The sequence below is a fragment of the Streptomyces sp. SAS_281 genome (genome assembly GCF_052542855.1).
Genome location: NZ_JBMNDO010000047.1, coordinates 1 through 17,180 on the forward strand (window position 1 = coordinate 1; position 17,180 = coordinate 17,180).

Sequence of the window (17,180 nt, forward strand, 5' to 3'; positions counted from 1 at the left end):
CTCCGCACTACGGCCCGACACCACCCACGGCACCACCGGCAACCCGGCAACCGGCACCTCCACGGGCTCCTCAACCGCAGGCGCCTCTTCGAGGATCACATGCGCGTTCGTCCCACTCAGACCGAACGACGACACACCCGCCCTACGCGGACGACCCTCCACAACCGGCCACGCCCGCTCCCGCGTCAACAGCTCCACCGCGCCCGCCGACCAGTCCACCTCCGGCGACGGCTCATCCACATGCAACGTCGCCGGAAGCACACCCTCCCGCAACGCCATCACCATCTTGATCACACCTGCCACACCAGCAGCCGCCTGCGTATGACCGATGTTCGACTTCACCGAACCCAGCCACAACGGACGATCCTCCGCCCGCTCCTGCCCATACGTCGCCAGCAACGCCTGCGCCTCGATCGGGTCACCCAACCGCGTACCCGTACCGTGCGCCTCCACCACGTCCACATCGGCGGCCGACAGTCGCGCGTTGGTCAACGCCTGCCGGATGACCCGTCGTTGGGCGGGACCGTTGGGCGCCGTCAGTCGGCTCGACGCACCGTCCTGGTTGACCGCCGAACCACGCAGCAAGGCGAGGACCGGGTGGCCGTTGCGACGGGCGTCCGACAGCCGCTCCAGCACCAGCACACCCACACCCTCGGACCAGCCCGTGCCGTCCGCCGCGCCGGCGAAGGACTTGCACCGGCCGTCGGGGGCGAGACCGCGCTGCTGGCTGAAGTAGATGAAGACATCCGGGGTGGACATGACGGTGACACCGCCGGCCAGCGCCAGCGAACTCTCACCCGAACGCAGCGACTGCGCCGCCAGGTGCATCGCCACCAACGACGACGAACACGCCGTGTCCACCGTCACCGCCGGCCCCTCAAGACCGAGCGTGTAAGCCACCCGGCCCGAGACGAGGCTGCCGCCACTCGTGACCGCCGCCTCCACTCCCAGGCCGTAGTCGTGGTACATCAGACCGGCGAACACACCGGTCGCGCTCCCCTTCAGCGACAGCGGATCCACCCCGGCCCGCTCCAGCGCCTCCCAGGACGCCTCCAGCAACAGCCGCTGCTGCGGATCCATCGACAACGCCTCGTTCGGGCTCACCCCGAACAGACCGGCGTCGAACAGCGCCGCGTCCCGCAGGAAACCACCCTCCCGCGCATACGACTTCCCCGCACGGCCCACCTCCGGATCGAACAGACCGGCGACATCCCAGCCACGGTCCGAAGGAAAGACATCGACCGCGTCGGAACGCTGGGCGACCACGTCCCACAGACCCTCGGGCGAGGACACGCCTCCGGGATACCGGCACGCCATGCCCACCACCGCGACCGGCTCCCCCGCCAGCAATTCCTCGGCTTCGGCGAGCCGCTCTCGCGTGGAGCGCAGGTCAACGGTGGCGCGCCTCAGGTATTCCAGAAGCCTTTCCTCGTTGCCCACCGAAGGCCCCCCTTTAATCAGGTCCGAATCCCCATGGCGCGCACAACACGGCGGTGAGTGCGGTGCGTTGTTTCTGTCGTTCGGCCAGACACTCCATAAGACGCCTGATCCTTGATCCGGACGCTACCGACGCCCCCGTGGGGGGCCAACCCCTGACTGCGGCCAAGGGGGTACCCCTAGTCCGCTCCGCAGCTGGAATTAGGGGGTGCGGCTGGGGGGCCAGTCCTCTTCAGGGGGTCAATCATCTGGCGGTTTTCCCGTCGCTCCGGCTTCAATGTTGCTCGGGTTCGACGTCCGTCATCCGGGGCGGACTTTCGCCCCGACTCGGGGCGGGCGCAGAAGGGGAGCCAGTGAATATGGCAGAAGCACCGGAACGAACGAGTGCGTGGATCCGACGCTTCCAGTCGGCGCCGGAGGCGGCTTCGCAGCTGGTCTGCTTCCCCCACGCCGGCGGCTCGGCGGTGTACTTCCTGCCTGTCGCCCGCGCCATGGCGCCGTCGGTGGACGTTCTGGCCGTCCAGTACCCCGGCCGGCAGGACCGGCGGGCCGAACCGTGCGTCGAGGACGTGCACGAGCTGGCCGACCGCGCGGCGGCCGAGCTGCTCGCCTGGGCCGACCGCCCCCTGTGCCTCTTCGGCCACAGTCTCGGCGCCACGCTCGCCTACGAGGTGGCCCTCCGCCTGGAGCGCGAGGGCGTCGACCTGGTCGGGCTGATCGCGTCGGGCCGCCGCGCGCCCTCCCGCCACCGTGACGAGCGGATTCACGAACTGGACGACCAGGGGCTGATCGAGGACCTCAGGCGATTGAGCGGAACCGATGCCCGGATGCTGGCGGACCCGGAAATCCTGGAAATGATCCTCCCCTACGTCCGGGGTGACTACAAAGCCGCCGAGACGTACCGGCCGCGGACGTCGGGTGAGACGCGCGTCTCCTGCCCCGTCGTCGTGATGACGGGCGATGCCGATCCTCATGTGACGAACGAAGAGGCCCACGCCTGGTCCGCACACAGTTCGGGGCCGTTCGATCTCCATGAATTCTCCGGCGGCCATTTCTTCATCAATGACCACGCGCCCGCCGTCATTCAGGTGATCAGCGAATTCATCGAGGGCCGCATACCCACCGCGAACCGCGCCTAGCAACGAAGAGAGGCTGTAGATGTCGGGGCGCGGGAAACTTCTTGCCATCAGCGATCTGCATGTCCGCTACGAGGAGAACCGGCGGATCGTGCAAGGCATCGCACCGCAGTCGGACGACGACTGGCTGCTGGTCGCGGGGGACGTCGGGGAGACCGGCGCGGACATCCGCGCGACCCTGGAGCTGCTGGCCGGCCGGTTCGCCAAGGTGGTCTGGGTGCCGGGCAACCACGAGCTGTGGACGACCCCGGACGACCCGCTCCAGCTCTCGGGCGTGGCACGCTACGAACATCTCGTGGGGATGTGCCGCGAGTTGGGCGTCGTGACTCCTGAGGACCCTTACCCGGTGTGGGAGGGCGAGGGCGGCCCCCTCGTCATCGCCCCGCTGTTCCTGCTGTACGACTACTCGTTCCGGCCGGCGGGCGCCTTCGACAAGGCTTCGGGCCTGGCCATCGCGGAGCGGGCCGGGATCGTCTGCACCGACGAGTTCATGCTGCGCCCGGACCCGTACCCCAGCCGGGAGGCGTGGTGCCGGGCCCGCGTGCGCGATACGGAGGCACGGCTCGCGGCGTTGCCCGGTGATCTGCCGACCGTGATGGTCAACCACTTTCCGCTCGTCCGCGAGCCCACGCGCATTCTGTGGCATCCGGAATTCGCTCTGTGGTGCGGTACCGAGGCCACCGCCGACTGGCCGGTGCGCTTCCGCGCCGCTGCCGTCGTCTACGGCCATCTGCACATCCCCCGGCTCACCCGTTACGACGGCATCCCGCACTACGAGGTGTCGTTGGGATATCCGCGTGAATGGCAGCGGCACAGCGCGTCCCCCGGACAGCTCGTGGAGATCCGCCCGGCCGTCGCCGGTCAGGAGGTGGGACTGTGATCGAGGAACTGCTGTCGCCCCGGTGCGAAACGGCCGAGTCGTACGGCGATACGCCCGTCGGAGAGCTCTTTCCGGAAGAGGCGGCGGTGATCGCGAATGCGGTGGCCGTGCGCCGTCATGAGTTCACCACGGTCCGGGCGTGCGCCAGGGAGGCACTGGGACGGTTCGGGATCGCCCCCGCCCCTCTCCTGCCCGGGCCGCACGGCGAGCCGAAGTGGCCGGCCGGGTTCGTCGGCAGCATGACGCACTGTGCCGGGTACCGGGCGGCCGCGGTCGCGCGTACGTCGGACATCGTGACCATCGGCGTCGACGCGGAGCCCAACCAGCCCCTGCCCAACGAGGGCGTCGCGGGCCATGTGCTCCGGCCCGAGGAGCGGCGGCAGCTGGCGTCACTCAAGGCCCATTCGCCCCAGGTCTCCTGGGACCGGCTGTTCTTCAGCGCCAAGGAGAGCGTCTACAAGGCGTGGTTCCCGTTGACGCGCCTATGGCTCGACTTCCAGGAGGCCACGGTCACGATCCATCCCGGGACCGGGACCTTCTCCGCCCGCCTGCTCGTTCCCGGGCCCGTGGTGAACGGCGTGCGACTGCCCGGCTTCCGCGGTGGCTGGCTCGCCCGCGACGGCCTGCTCGTCACCGCGGTGGCGTGCGCCGAGACCGCGAGCCGGGCACCCGTTCCCGCCGGTGGGGAGGGTACTTCCCGCGCCGAACCGGCCGCCTGACACGCGCGCGCCCGACCCGGGCCCGCGCCGGCCCCATCGCCCGAGCCGCTTTCGAACCGTCACTGGAGAGCCACGATGTCCACATCCCTGTTCACCTCGGAGTCCGTGACCGAGGGCCACCCCGACAAGATCGCCGACCAGATCAGCGACACCATCCTCGACGCACTGCTGCGGGAGGACCCGGCCTCCCGTGTCGCCGTGGAAACCCTGATCACCACCGGTCAGGTCCATGTGGCCGGCGAGGTCACGACCAAGGCGTACGCCCCGATTCCCGCGCTGGTGCGGAACAAGATCCTGGAGATCGGCTACGACTCCTCGCAGAAGGGCTTCGACGGCGCTTCCTGCGGTGTGTCGGTGTCGATCGGTGCGCAGTCGCCGGATATCGCGCAGGGTGTCGACACCTCGTACGAGAAGCGGGGCGAGGGTGACCGGGACGAGCTGGACAGCCAGGGTGCGGGCGACCAGGGCCTGATGTTCGGCTACGCCTCGGACGAGACGCCGGAGCTGATGCCGCTGCCGATCCATCTGGCACACCGGCTTTCGCGCCGGCTGACCGAGGTCCGCAAGAACGGTACGGTCGGCTATCTCCGTCCCGACGGCAAGACGCAGGTCACCATCGAGTACGACGGTGACAAGGCGGTGCGTCTGGACACGGTGGTGGTCTCCTCGCAGCACGCGCCGGACATCGATCTGGAGTCGCTGCTGACTCCGGACATCCGTGAGTTCGTCGTGGAGCACGTCCTGGGCCGGTTGCTGGAGGACGGGATCAAACTGGAGACCGAGGGGTACCGGCTGCTGGTGAATCCGACCGGCCGCTTCGAGGTCGGTGGTCCGATGGGTGACGCGGGTCTGACCGGCCGGAAGATCATCATCGATACGTACGGCGGGATGGCGCGTCACGGTGGTGGCGCGTTCTCGGGCAAGGACCCGTCGAAGGTGGACCGCTCGGCGGCGTATGCGATGCGCTGGGTGGCGAAGAACGTGGTGGCGGCGGGCCTGGCTTCGCGATGCGAGGTGCAGGTGGCGTACGCGATCGGCAAGGCGGAGCCGGTGGGTCTGTTCGTGGAGACCTTCGGGACCGCCAAGGTCGACGTGGAGAAGATCGAGAACGCGATCGGCGCGGTCTTCGACCTCCGCCCGGCCGCGATCATCCGCGACCTCGACCTGCTGCGCCCGATCTACGCCCAGACGGCCGCCTACGGGCACTTCGGGCGCGAGCTGCCCGACTTCACCTGGGAGCGCACCGACCGGGTCGACGCCCTTCGCAAGGCCGCGGGAGTCTGACATGCGTATCGCTGTCACCGGTTCGATCGCCACCGACCACCTGATGACCTTCCCAGGCCGCTTCACCGATCAGATCCTGCCGGACCAACTGGCCCACGTGTCCCTGTCCTTCCTCGTCGACACTCTGGACATCCGGCACGGTGGCGTCGGGGCGAACATCGCCTACGGTCTCGGCCTGCTCGGCCGGCGCCCCACCCTGGTCGGGGCGGTGGGCAGGGACTTCGCCGAGTACGGAGGTCTGCTGCGCGCCGCGGGCGTCGACATCGACTCGGTGCACGTATCGGACAGGCATCACACCGCCCGCTTCATGTGCACCACCGATGAGGACGGCAATCAGCTCGCCTCGTTCTACACGGGCGCCATGGCGGAGGCGCGCTCCATCGACCTGGCCGAGACGGCGTCGCGGCTCGGCGCGCTCGATCTCGTACTCGTGGGCGCGGACGACCCCGAGGGGATGCTCCGCCACACGCGGGTGTGCCGCGATCTGGGCATCCGGCGTGCGGCGGACCCCTCGCAGCAGCTCGCCCGCCTGGACGGGGACAGCATCCGCGACCTGGTCGACGGGGCCGACCATCTCTTCACGAACGAGTACGAGCGGGCGCTCCTGCTGTCCAAGACCGGCTGGAGCGAGGCGGACGTCCTCGCCCGCGTCGGTACCTGGATCACCACGCTGGGCCCCAAGGGCTGCCGTATCGACCGGGCAGGCCGGGCCGTGATCGAGAGCGCGGCGGTGCCCGCCCTGGCCGCGCTCGACCCCACCGGTGTGGGAGACGCGTTCCGCGCGGGTTACCTGGCGGCGACGGCGTCCGGCCTGGAGAGCGTCCAGGCGGCCCGTGCGGGCGCCGTCATGGCCACCTTCGCTCTGGAGTCGGTGGGTACCCAGACGTACGTGCTCACGCCGGAGCGGCTGCACGAACGGCTCGTCGCCGCGTACGGTCCCGAGGCCGCCGGCATCGCACCCGTGCTCTTCGACGGAGCTCACCGATGACGGCCCTCCGCGCGCCGGTGGCCCGCCCGGGCATCTCCGAGACGATCGCGGCCGGGCAGCGCTCGTACTCGTTCGAGTTCTTCCCGCCGAAGACGGAGAAGGGCGAGCAGACGTTGTGGGCCGCGCTGCGCCGCGTCGAGGCGGTCAGTCCGACGTTCGTCTCCGTGACGTACGGCGCGGGCGGCACGTCACGTGAACACACGGCCGCCATCACCGAGCGGATCGCGGAGGACACCACGCTGCGGCCGGTGGCCCATCTGACGGCGGTGGGCCACTCCGTGACCGAGCTGCGGCAGATCATCGGCCGTTACGCCGCCGCCGGCATCCGGGACGTACTGGCCCTGCGCGGCGATCCGCCGGGAGATCCGCGCGGCCCGTGGGTCCCGCATCCGCACGGTGTGCAGCACGCCGTCGACCTGGTGCGGCTGGTACGCCGGTGCGGCGACTTCCGCATCGGCGTGGCCGCCTTCCCCGAGCGCCATCCCCGGTCCCCGGACTGGGAGAGCGAGATCGGCCACCTGGTCGCCAAGTTCCGGGCGGGTGCGGAGTACGCCATCACGCAGATGTTCTTCAGCGCCGAGCACTACTTCCGGCTGCGGGACCGGCTGGCCGCCGCGGGATGTCACGCTCCCGTCATTCCCGAGATCATGCCCGCCGTGCGGTTCGAGCAGATCAGCCGGTTCGCCCGGCTGAGCGAGGCCACGTTCCCCGACGACCTGGGCCGCCGCCTCGAAGCCGCCCGGAACGATCCGCGGCAGTCCCACCGCATCGGGGTCGACCACGCGACGGAACTGGCGCAGCAGCTGCTCGACGCCGGCGCTCCCGGTTTGCACTACATCACTCTCAACCACTCGACAGCGGCCCTGGACATCCACCGCGGGCTCCGGCTGCCCGTTGGTCCGCAGCGGTCGCAGGACTGAACGTCAGGTCGGAGCAATGACTCAACTGTCAGAAAAGCGAACACGTCGTCTGGACCGGGTGGTCATCCGCTTCGCGGGTGACTCCGGTGACGGCATGCAGTTGACGGGTGATCGTTTCACGTCGGAGACGGCGTCCTTCGGCAATGACCTGTCGACGCTGCCGAACTTCCCGGCGGAAATCCGCGCGCCCGCCGGAACACTGCCCGGTGTGTCGTCGTTCCAGCTGCATTTCGCCGATCACGACATCCTCACGCCCGGAGACGCGCCGAACGTCCTGGTGGCGATGAACCCGGCGGCGCTGAAGGCGAACGTCGGCGATGTGCCGCGGGGCGGCGAGATCATCGTGAACACCGATGAGTTCACCAAGCGGGCGATGGCGAAGGTCGGCTACGGGACGTCGCCGCTGGAGGACGGTTCGCTGGACGCCTTCCACGTCCACCCCGTCCCGCTGACCACGCTGACGATCGAGGCGCTGAAGGACTTCGGCCTGTCCCGCAAGGAGGCGGAGCGGTCGAAGAACATGTTCGCGCTCGGGCTGCTGTCGTGGATGTACCACCGCCCCACCGAGGCGACGGAGGCGTTCCTGCGGACCAAGTTCGCGAAGAAGCCGCAGATCGCCGAGGCGAACGTGGCCGCCTTCCGGGCGGGCTGGAACTTCGGTGAGACGACGGAGGACTTCGCCGTCTCCTACGAGGTCGCCCCGGCCACCCGGGCCTTCCCCGCCGGCACCTACCGCAACATCTCCGGGAACCTCGCCCTGTCCTACGGGCTGATCGCCGCCTCCCGCCAGGCCGACCTGCCGCTCTACCTGGGCTCGTACCCGATCACGCCGGCCTCGGACATCCTGCACGAGCTGTCCAGGCACAAGCACTTCGGTGTCCGCACGTTCCAGGCGGAGGACGAGATCGCCGGGATCGGGGCGGCCCTGGGGGCGTCGTTCGGCGGGATGCTGGGGGTGACGACCACGTCGGGGCCGGGTGTGGCGCTGAAGTCGGAGACGATCGGGCTGGCGGTGTCGCTGGAGCTGCCCCTTCTGATCGTCGACATCCAGCGCGGCGGGCCGTCGACCGGCCTGCCGACCAAGACCGAGCAGGCGGACCTGCTGCAGGCGATGTACGGGCGCAACGGCGAGGCCCCGGTGCCCATCGTCGCGCCACGCACCCCGGCCGACTGCTTCGGCGCCGCACTGGACGCGGCGAGGATCGCGCTGACCTACCGCACCCCCGTCTTCCTCCTCTCGGACGGGTACCTGGCGAACGGCTCGGAGCCGTGGCGGATCCCGGACGTGGCGGAACTGCCGGACCTCCGGGTGCCGTTCGCGACAGGCCCGAACCACCGCCTGACGGACGGCACGGAGGTGTTCCGGCCGTACAAGCGCGATCCGCGCACGCTGGCGCGGCCGTGGGCGGTGCCGGGCACACCGGGCCTGGAACACCGCATCGGCGGCATCGAGAAGCAGGACGGCACGGGCGACATCTCGTACGACCCGGCCAACCACGACTTCATGGTCCGCACCCGGCAGGCCAAGATCGACGGCATCGAGGTCCCCGACGTCGAGGTGGACCACCAGGACGGGGCCCGCACGCTCGTCCTGGGCTGGGGCTCGACCTACGGCCCGATCACGGCCGCGGTGCGCCGGATCCGCAAGGACGGCGGCCTGATCGCCCAGGCCCACCTGCGCCACCTCAACCCCTTCCCCAGGAACCTGGGCGAGGTGCTGGGGCGGTACGAAAACGTCGTCGTGCCCGAGATGAACCTCGGCCAGCTCGCCACCCTCATCCGGGCCGAGTACCTTGTCGACGCGCACTCCTACAACCAGGTCAACGGTATGCCGTTCAAGGCCGAGCAACTGGCCGCGGCGCTCAAGGAGGCCACCCATGACTGAGGCGCTGAAGCTGGTGCCCAAGGCCGAGGCCAAGCAGTCCATGAAGGACTTCAGGTCCGACCAGGAAGTGCGCTGGTGCCCCGGGTGCGGAGATTACGCGATCCTGGCCGCCGTGCAGGGCTTCATGCCCCAACTCGGCCTGGCCAAGGAGAACATCGTCTTCATCTCCGGCATCGGCTGCTCCTCCCGATTCCCGTACTACATGAACACCTACGGGATGCACTCCATCCACGGGCGCGCCCCCGCCATCGCCACCGGGCTGGCCTCCTCCCGTCCCGACCTGTCCGTCTGGGTCGTCACCGGCGACGGCGACGCCCTGTCCATCGGCGGCAACCACCTCATCCACGCCCTGCGCCGCAACGTCAACCTCAAGATCCTGCTCTTCAACAACCGGATCTACGGATTGACCAAGGGGCAGTACTCCCCCACGTCCGAAGTCGGCAAGGTCACCAAGTCGACCCCCATGGGCTCCCTCGACGCGCCCTTCAACCCGGTCTCGCTGGCTCTCGGGGCCGAGGCGTCGTTCGTCGCCAGGACCATCGACTCCGACCGCAAGCACCTCACCGAGGTACTGCGCGCGGCGGCGGACCACCCGGGCACGGCGCTGGTGGAGATCTACCAGAACTGCCACATCTTCAACGACGGCGCCTTCGACGCCCTCAAGGACAAGCAGCGAGCCGAGGAAGCGGTCATCCGCCTCGAACACGGGCAGCCCATCCGCTTCGGTCCCGACGGAACCAAGGGCGTCGTCCGCGACCGCACCACCGGCGACCTGGAGGTCGTCACCGTCACTCCGGCCAACGAGGCCGACATCCTGGTCCACGACGCCACCGCTCCCAGCCCCACCACCGCCTTCGCCCTGTCCCGGCTGGCCGACCCCGACACCCTGCACCACACGCCCATCGGCGTCCTGCGCAGCGCCGACCGGCCCGTCTACGACACCCTGATGGCTGCCCAGCTCGACACCGCCGTCGAGCAGAACGGCAAGGGCGACCTCACGGCCCTCCTCACCGGCGGCGACTCCTGGAAGGTCATCGGCTGACGCCCCGCGGGGAAACCTCCGCGGCCGCGAGGGCGCCTCCGCCCCGGACCCCGATCGGAACGGGGCGCAGGCGAAGCCCGTCTGGCATTTTTATGCCGCTGCCGACTTAATACGGCACGTTCATGCCGAACTCCTTACCTTGTGTGCGCAAGGTGGCGTCACTAACGTTCGGACTCCAAAGTCCGACTATTCAGGTGTCACTATCTCCTGCACACGGTAAAGGATCTGACGTGACTTCTGCCCTGCACTCGCCTGTTGGCATTGATGACCCTTGGCTCAACATCGGGAAGCATCAACTCGTATCGAGGCTGCTGCTGGGAATCGAGCAGTACACCGACCCCACGCTTGTGGCAAAGGTGCTCGAGGCGTCCGGGACGGACGTCTTCATCACCACCTATGACCTTGAGCAGACGCGGGGAAGCCTCCTGCTGGACGACCTGGATCAGAAGATCGAGCTGTCCCGCTACGCGTGGATCGGCACGACCTCGTTCGCGTACTCGGCCGATGTCGCCGTCCGCACGGCGCATCACCTGCGGGCGACGCTCGGCCTGGACGTGATCAAGCTCGACGTCCGTGACGCCGGCAACGGCCCCGACAGTGCCGCCACGATCGTCGCCGCGCGTCAGTTGCTTGCCGACGGCTTCAGCATCATGCCGTTCGTGCACCCCGACATTCACACGGCCCTGGAGCTTCAGGACATGGGGTGCTCCGCGATTCGACTCATGGCATCGCCCGTGGGCAGCTACCGCGGAATATCCGATCCCGAGGCAATGCGCCGATGTATCGATGCGCTGAGCGTGCCCGCCGTCGTGGAGGGCGGAATAGGCTCCCCCACGCATGTCGCCGAAGCCATGGAATTGGGCGCTGCGGCAGTTCTGGTGAATACACTGGTCGCACAGGCGGAGGACCCGGTTGCCATGGCAGCCGCAGTCCGGCAGGCCGTCTCGGCGGGAATTCCGGCAGTTCAGGGCTCCTGACGTGCAATTCACGCTGGGCCCGATGGAGGCCGTTCTCTTCGACCTGGACGGCGTGCTGATCGACACCGACGCCGCCGTCGCGGCACTCTGGCAGAGGGCCGCCGAGTCGGTCGGGCGCGAACTGAGCCATGAGGACATGCGTACGAACGTTCTCGGCTGCTCGCCCGAGCGCACCATCGAGCGCGTCTTCGGTGACTGCACCGAGGCTGATCGTCTCCGCGTGCTCGAAGAGGTCCGCGCCGGAGAGCCCGAGCTGGGTTACGAAGCACTGCCAGGGGGCCGGGACCTCGTCCGCGCCCTCGCCGCAGCGGGTGTACCGCTGGCCCTGGTGACCAGCGCGTCGGCTGCTCGCGCCACGGCGGTCACGAGAGGGCTGGGGCTCACGGGCCACTTCGCGGCGATGGTCACCTGGGAGGACGCGGCGCGCGGCAAGCCCGACCCCCAGCCGTACATGATCGCGGCCGACCGGCTCGGGGTCCCCGTCGGCGGGTGCACGGTGTTCGAGGACTCCGAAAGCGGCGTCCAGTCCGCTGTGGCCGCCGGGGCGACCTGTGTCGCCGTGAGCGGCCGCGGCCACCGGAGCGAGCTGCTGGCGCGCGGGGCGGCCCACGTCATCACGTCGCTGGACCACGTCCGGCTGACATCGGCCGATCCCCACGCGGAACTGTGTCTTCTTGCGGATCCACATGGCTGAGCACACCGGTCCGGCGGAACGCATCCGCCGCCGCAGGACCGCGGCGGGTCAGCTCCTGACCCTCGCGAGGTCCGCCGGAACGCCCCTCGTCCTGGGTACCTGCGTGCTCCATCTGGTGGCCGGGGCATTGCCCCTCGTGTTCGTGGTGTGCGTCGGTCTGGCCCTGCAGCGGCTCACCGACGGTGGCGGCGTCTCCACCCTGCTCGCCGTCGCGGTCGGCGCCTTCTTCGTACAGCAGATCCTGATCCCCGTCCAGGGAGTCGCGTCGCAGAGCATCGCCCGCCGGGTCGACGCGTACTGCACGGCACGGCTCATGCGGTCGGCCGGTACCGGGGTCAGCCTGCGTTCCCTGGAACGGCCCGAAACGGCCGACGCGGCACGGGACGCGGGCGAGGCGCTGAGCAACCGGACCCTGACACCCGGGGCGGCCGTCGAGGGCGCACTGGCGCTCATCGCGAGGTACACGCAACTGGCCGGTGCTGTGCTCGTGGCGGCGATCGCGACGGGGCCGTTGGTCGCCGTCGCGGGGCTGGCGGTCGCGCTGATCTGCCGGTTGGGGCAGACGGCCGCGTTCGTGCGCTGGGGCCGGCATGTCAGGAGCTTCTCGCGCGCGCGCCGCCGCCTCGCCTACCTGCGGGACCTCGCCGTGGGGACACGGGCGGCCAAGGAGATCCGGCTGCTCGGTCTCGTCGACTGGTTGGACCGGCGATACGCCGCCGAGAGCGCCGGCCTGCTCGGCCCGCTATGGGCTTGGCGGCGGCGGGTCTACGGGCGCCCGTTCGTCCTGTACACGCTCCTCGGCCTGGTCTGCGCCGTCGGTGGTCTGCTGGCGCTGGCCATGAAGCCGGGGCTGCAGGTCGGAGCCCTCTCCATGGGCCTGCAGGTCCTCGTGATGTGCGTTCGGTTCGGCGTCATCTTCCCCGAATCCGACGTCAAGATGATCTACGGCCGTAGCGCCTGGGAGTCGCTTCTCACGTTCGAGCGGCTCGGTGCCGCTTCGGACACCGCACTCCCGGCGGACCCCCGCGGGACGGGCGTCACCTGCCCGGACGGGGACATCGTCTTCCATGACGTGCGTTTCGGCTACGAGCCGGGGCGGCCGGTCCTGAACGGGCTCGACCTGACCATAGCCGCAGGGGCGTCGACGGCGGTCGTAGGCGTGAACGGCGCCGGGAAGAGCACGCTGGTCAAACTCCTCACCGGCCTCTACGAGCCCGGCGGGGGAAGAATCACCTGCGGCGGCGTCGACCTGGCCGAGATCGACCGGCGGCAGTGGCAGCGTTCGCTGTCCGTCATGTTCCAGGACTTCACCCGGTACGAGCTGTCCCTGCGGGACAACGTGGCGATGGGTGCGATCGGCCGGCGCGACGACGACGCCGGTATCGCCGCCGAACTGGACCGGGTCGGGCTCGGCGGCCTCGCGGAGTCGCTGCCGGCCGGACTGGACACCCCGCTCGGCCAGTCCGTGACCGGAGGAGTGGACCTGTCCGGCGGCCAGTGGCAGCGCGTCGCCCTGGCCAGGTCGCTGTTCGCCGTTCGCCACGGCGCCCGCGTCCTGGTCCTCGATGAACCCACCGCCCAACTCGACGCGCGCGGGGAGGCGGACTTCTATGAGACGTTTCTGGAACTCACCAAGGGAACGACCAGCATCGTGATCTCGCATCGGTTCTCCACCGTGCGCCTGGCCGACCGGATCGTCACCATCGGTGGCGGCAGGGTGCGGGAAGGCGGAACCCACGACGAGCTGGTCGCCGCGGGAAACGAGTACGCCGCCATGTTCGAGGTGCAGGCACGCCGCTTCGCGCCCGTGGGCGGCGCGGAATGAAGGACTTCCTGTTCTGCTTCAGGTTTCTGCTCGGCCTGTCCTGGCGCTCCAGCCGGCGGCGTCTCGTCCTGGGCGGCCTGCTGCTCCTGCTGGGTTACCTGGCCTCCCCGCTGATCAGTGTGGAACTCCGGCTGATCATCGACGCCCTGGTGGCAGACCGGCACCTCTCCGCCGTCGCGTGGTGCCTGGCCGGCGCGGCCACCCTCATGGCCGAACTGATGCTCGGTCACTTTGCCCATCTGTTCTACTTCGAACTCGGTGAGCAGCACGAGGAGATGCTGGGCCGCCGACTGCTGCGGACCATCAACGGGGCGCGGGGACTGGCGCAGTGCGATGACCCGGCCTTCGCGGACGATGTGGACCTGGCCCGGCAGGACCTCGTCAAGATGCGCAGTACGGTCGAGTCGGTGCTCCAACTCGCGTGCCTCGTCGTCCAGACGCTGGTGACGGCGTGCCTCCTCGTATCCGTTGACGCGTGGCTCCTGCTGCTGCCCCCGGTGGCCCTCGTCCCCGTGCTTCTCGGCCACCGGGGAGAAGAGATCCTGGACCGCGCACGCGGTCGGGTGTCCGCTGCTCAGCGGTCGGTGCGCCATCTGCGTGACATCGCGTCATCCCCTGACACGCAGAAGGACATCCGGCTCTCCGGCAGCCACGAGTACCTGATCGGGCTCACCGGGGACCTCGAACGGGACATCGACCGCGTGCTGGGCGACGCGGAACGCAAGCAGGCCCTCCTCCGTGCGCTGGGCCTCGGCGTCTTCGCCGCCGCGTATGCCGCGTCGATCGTCTTCGCGTTCCACGAGGCCCACGGCGCGGCGTCCATCGGCGCCACGGTCATGGTCATCACCCTGGCCACCCAGGTCAGCAAGCAGATGGCCAGCGGTTTCGACCTCCTCAGCGCAGCGGGCGCTGCCGCACTGTGGCTGCGGAGGCTCACCAGCCTGCGTGAGCGGGCCGGCCTGGCGGCCGACGCCGCACCGGGCACGGAGCCGTCCGCGGCCATCACGGCCGGAATCGCCCTCGACCAGGTCTCGTTCACGTACCCGGGGGCCGCCGAACCGGCGCTGCGGAGTGTGAGTCTCCACCTGCCCGCAGGGAAGTCGGTGGCGCTGGTCGGTGGCAACGGGGCCGGCAAGAGCACGCTGATCAAACTGCTGAACGGCCTCTACGAGCCGACGTCGGGCCGCGTCCTGATCGACGGCTCCGATCTTGCCGGTATCGACGCCGACGGCTGGCGGTCCCGCGTGGCGGCGCTCTTCCAGGACTTCGCCCGGCTCCACTTCACCCTGCAGGACAGCGTGGGGGTCGGGCAGGTCTCCGACATCGGCTCGGCGGACGCCGTACGGCGGGCGATCACGCGGGCCCGTGCCGAGCCGCTCCTGGAACGCCTCGGCGACGGGCTGAGCACCGTCCTCGGCAACGGCTACGACGACGGCGTCGACCTGTCGGGCGGTCAGTGGCAGAACGTCGGTCTGGCCCGCACGATGATGCGCGACCGACCCCTGCTGCTCTGCCTGGACGAGCCCGGACACGCCCTCGACGCCCTCGCCGAGCAGTGGATGTGCGAAACGTATGAACGGACGGCCGGCGAGATCGCCGCGGCTGTGGGAGGGGTCACCCTCTTCGTCACCCACCGCCTGTCCACCGTCCGGCTCGCCGACCTGATCGTGGTCCTCGACGGCGGATCCGTGGTCGAGCAGGGCTCCCACCGCGAGCTCATGGAGCTCGGAGGCCACTACGCCGAGCTGTACGAACTGCAATCCCACGCCTACACCTCATAGCGCCCGGCGCCGCGCGCAGGCACCCCTGATCATCCCGAGGAGACACATGAATTCCATTGACGCGCTTCGCCGTACCCTGATCTGGGCGGCAGGCGGCCCGGGAGCACCGGAGCTCTCCCGGCTCGCGGAAGACGACCTCCTGTTCGCGCTGAACAAGCACCGATTGGAATCGCGATTCCTGTACCAGGCACGTGCGGACGGGGTGGCCCTGCCGGCCGGCCTGGCGGACCGGCTGGCCAAGAGGCAGAGCGAGTGCCTCGACCTCATCGAGAGGAAGGCGGAGCTGTACGCGCGGCTTCGCGACGCGATGCGGGAGATCGCCCCCGACGGCGGAGTAGCGCCCGTGAAGGGGTTCGGCCTCTACGCGCTCACCGGTGAGGAACGGCACATCCGGTTCAGCGTGGACCTCGACGTCCTGGGGAGCGACCCCGCCGAGGTCGCCCGGGCCGCGATGTCCGTCAACGATGTGGGGTACCACCACCACGGTGAGGACCACCCTTACGTCTTCGCGCACATGCGGGAGATAGAGGTGCATACCCGCTACCTCGTCACCGGCTTCCGCAAGGGCGAGCAGGCCGGCACGTACGACGTGTCGGCCGGCTCGCCGGTCATGCAGATCGAGAATCCGTTCTCGGTGTCCGCCATCGACTACCCCACCCTGGCCGCCAACCTCGTGGACAGCCCGCTGGGACCCGTGCCCAGGGCCGAGTTCGCGCTGCTCATCAGGTGTGCGCACATCTATGTCGGGTTCGCGATGGACCCCCACCCGCTCCCGGTCGCCACCGTCCGGCTCGACGAGCTCGCCCAGGTGAGGGACCTGATCGCGCTCGACGCCTTCAGCGCGGCGGAATTCCAGAAGCTGGCCGACGACTTCGACGCCGACCTGGTGGTGTCGTTCGCCCGGACCCTCTGCCGCGAGCTGCTCGGAGCCGACCCGTTCGAGGAGGCGGGCAAGGACGCGGACGTCCGCGCGGTCGCACATGACTGGTTCCCGCAGAACCTGTGGTGGGACGGGTCCGGGGCCGGTTTCCCGGTGCTGCTCAACTGGTCGCCGATGGACCTGGTGGCGCGGGACGAGGACCAACCGGACTTCATCCACGCGCTCGGTCCCGCACCGGTTGCCACGGGGCCGGACGGGGCGGCGCGGGTGACGTTCCTCGCCGCCGGGCCGGACGAGTCGTCCCGGTACTTCTGGCACGAGTTCCATGGCGGCATCGGGCAGATCACGGCCGAGATCACGCTCTCCGACACGGGCGTCCGGACCGAGGTCACCCTGCCGGCCACGCCGGAGGACCAGATGTCGATGGTCGGCGTCGCCTCCAGGGACTCGCGGGTGGAGCTGTTCTTCAAGCCGCGGGAGGGCGATTCGGAGTTCTCCGACTACTCCTTCACCAAGCTGCCCGCCGGTTCGGCCGGGGGCGAGGGCCGTGTCTCGGGCGAGACCCACGTACTGACCGTGGACCTGCCGTGGGCCGCGTTCGGTCTGGACCAGCGCCCCGCCCCCGGGACGAAGGTCCAGCTCCTGCTGCGCGCACGGCAGCAGCGCCGCCCCTGGAACGAGATCGCGGGCGGGATCGTCGCCCCGCTGCTGGTCTCCTGCTAGTGAGAGTGA

At 69.6% G+C, this 17,180-nt stretch carries 14 protein-coding genes; 13 read left to right on the forward strand and 1 reads right to left on the reverse strand.

Annotation, left to right across the window (positions count from 1 at the left end; translation table 11 throughout):
* A partial coding sequence (locus ACN6LM_RS19190) for a type I polyketide synthase (protein ID WP_445066609.1) occupies nt 1-1,440 on the reverse strand: 1,440 nt, incomplete at its 3' end.
* Nucleotides 1,441-1,796: 356 nt separating this feature from the next.
* Between ACN6LM_RS19190 and ACN6LM_RS19195 the strand changes: the two genes are divergently transcribed.
* From ACN6LM_RS19195 to ACN6LM_RS19255, 13 genes are all read left to right on the forward strand, one after another.
* The gene (locus tag ACN6LM_RS19195; protein ID WP_445066610.1) at nt 1,797-2,576 is read left to right on the forward strand and encodes a thioesterase II family protein; all 780 of its coding nucleotides are present in this window, start codon (nt 1,797-1,799) and stop codon (nt 2,574-2,576) included.
* Nucleotides 2,577-2,595: 19 nt separating this feature from the next.
* Nucleotides 2,596-3,453, forward strand: a complete 858-nt coding sequence (locus ACN6LM_RS19200; RefSeq protein ID WP_445066611.1) for a metallophosphoesterase family protein — start codon at nt 2,596-2,598, stop codon at nt 3,451-3,453.
* Nucleotides 3,450-4,172 (forward strand): 4'-phosphopantetheinyl transferase family protein, encoded by a 723-nt coding sequence (locus ACN6LM_RS19205; protein WP_445066612.1) that lies wholly within the window; start codon nt 3,450-3,452, stop codon nt 4,170-4,172. Before ACN6LM_RS19200 ends, ACN6LM_RS19205 begins: the two co-directional genes overlap by 4 nt.
* 75 nt (nt 4,173-4,247) lie before the next feature.
* Entirely contained in the window at nt 4,248-5,456 is a 1,209-nt protein-coding gene (metK, locus tag ACN6LM_RS19210) for a methionine adenosyltransferase (protein WP_445066613.1), read from the forward strand.
* A gap of 1 nt (nt 5,457) precedes the next feature.
* A complete protein-coding gene (locus tag ACN6LM_RS19215; RefSeq protein ID WP_445066614.1) occupies nt 5,458-6,444 on the forward strand; it encodes a carbohydrate kinase family protein in 987 nt (328 codons plus the stop codon).
* Nucleotides 6,441-7,364: a methylenetetrahydrofolate reductase [NAD(P)H] gene (gene metF, locus ACN6LM_RS19220; RefSeq protein ID WP_445066615.1), complete on the forward strand. Its 924-nt coding sequence runs from the start codon at nt 6,441-6,443 to the stop codon at nt 7,362-7,364. Before ACN6LM_RS19215 ends, metF begins: the two co-directional genes overlap by 4 nt.
* A gap of 16 nt (nt 7,365-7,380) precedes the next feature.
* Nucleotides 7,381-9,249 carry a 2-oxoacid:acceptor oxidoreductase subunit alpha gene (locus tag ACN6LM_RS19225; RefSeq protein ID WP_445066616.1) on the forward strand — a complete coding sequence of 623 codons (1,869 nt, stop codon included), beginning with the start codon at nt 7,381-7,383 and terminating at the stop codon, nt 9,247-9,249.
* A complete protein-coding gene (locus ACN6LM_RS19230; RefSeq protein ID WP_445066617.1) occupies nt 9,242-10,291 on the forward strand; it encodes a 2-oxoacid:ferredoxin oxidoreductase subunit beta in 1,050 nt (349 codons plus the stop codon). Before ACN6LM_RS19225 ends, ACN6LM_RS19230 begins: the two co-directional genes overlap by 8 nt.
* A gap of 230 nt (nt 10,292-10,521) precedes the next feature.
* The gene (locus tag ACN6LM_RS19235; protein WP_445066618.1) at nt 10,522-11,268 is read left to right on the forward strand and encodes a thiamine biosynthesis protein ThiG; all 747 of its coding nucleotides are present in this window, start codon (nt 10,522-10,524) and stop codon (nt 11,266-11,268) included.
* A 22-nt stretch (nt 11,269-11,290) separates the two neighbouring features.
* The gene (locus tag ACN6LM_RS19240; RefSeq protein WP_445066619.1) at nt 11,291-11,962 is read left to right on the forward strand and encodes an HAD family hydrolase; all 672 of its coding nucleotides are present in this window, start codon (nt 11,291-11,293) and stop codon (nt 11,960-11,962) included.
* Nucleotides 11,955-13,787: an ABC transporter ATP-binding protein gene (locus tag ACN6LM_RS19245; protein ID WP_445066620.1), complete on the forward strand. Its 1,833-nt coding sequence runs from the start codon at nt 11,955-11,957 to the stop codon at nt 13,785-13,787. Before ACN6LM_RS19240 ends, ACN6LM_RS19245 begins: the two co-directional genes overlap by 8 nt.
* The gene (locus ACN6LM_RS19250) at nt 13,784-15,568 is read left to right on the forward strand and encodes an ABC transporter ATP-binding protein (protein WP_445066621.1); all 1,785 of its coding nucleotides are present in this window, start codon (nt 13,784-13,786) and stop codon (nt 15,566-15,568) included. Before ACN6LM_RS19245 ends, ACN6LM_RS19250 begins: the two co-directional genes overlap by 4 nt.
* 46 nt (nt 15,569-15,614) lie before the next feature.
* Nucleotides 15,615-17,171 (forward strand): hypothetical protein, encoded by a 1,557-nt coding sequence (locus tag ACN6LM_RS19255; RefSeq protein WP_445066622.1) that lies wholly within the window; start codon nt 15,615-15,617, stop codon nt 17,169-17,171.
* Nucleotides 17,172-17,180: the final 9 nt, after the last annotated feature.

What these genes read in the sequence shown, in the direction of transcription:
- ACN6LM_RS19195 (WP_445066610.1), top strand. Translation starts at nt 1,797, where the DNA reads ATGGCAGAAGCACCGGAACGAACGAGTGCGTGGATCCGACGCTTCCAG.
- ACN6LM_RS19200 (WP_445066611.1), top strand. Translation starts at nt 2,596, where the DNA reads ATGTCGGGGCGCGGGAAACTTCTTGCCATCAGCGATCTGCATGTCCGC.
- metK (WP_445066613.1), top strand. Translation starts at nt 4,248, where the DNA reads ATGTCCACATCCCTGTTCACCTCGGAGTCCGTGACCGAGGGCCACCCC.
- ACN6LM_RS19215 (WP_445066614.1), top strand. Translation starts at nt 5,458, where the DNA reads ATGCGTATCGCTGTCACCGGTTCGATCGCCACCGACCACCTGATGACC.
- metF (WP_445066615.1), top strand. Translation starts at nt 6,441, where the DNA reads ATGACGGCCCTCCGCGCGCCGGTGGCCCGCCCGGGCATCTCCGAGACG.
- ACN6LM_RS19225 (WP_445066616.1), top strand. Translation starts at nt 7,381, where the DNA reads ATGACTCAACTGTCAGAAAAGCGAACACGTCGTCTGGACCGGGTGGTC.
- ACN6LM_RS19230 (WP_445066617.1), top strand. Translation starts at nt 9,242, where the DNA reads ATGACTGAGGCGCTGAAGCTGGTGCCCAAGGCCGAGGCCAAGCAGTCC.
- ACN6LM_RS19240 (WP_445066619.1), top strand. Translation starts at nt 11,291, where the DNA reads ATGGAGGCCGTTCTCTTCGACCTGGACGGCGTGCTGATCGACACCGAC.
- ACN6LM_RS19245 (WP_445066620.1), top strand. Translation starts at nt 11,955, where the DNA reads ATGGCTGAGCACACCGGTCCGGCGGAACGCATCCGCCGCCGCAGGACC.
- ACN6LM_RS19250 (WP_445066621.1), top strand. Translation starts at nt 13,784, where the DNA reads ATGAAGGACTTCCTGTTCTGCTTCAGGTTTCTGCTCGGCCTGTCCTGG.
- ACN6LM_RS19255 (WP_445066622.1), top strand. Translation starts at nt 15,615, where the DNA reads ATGAATTCCATTGACGCGCTTCGCCGTACCCTGATCTGGGCGGCAGGC.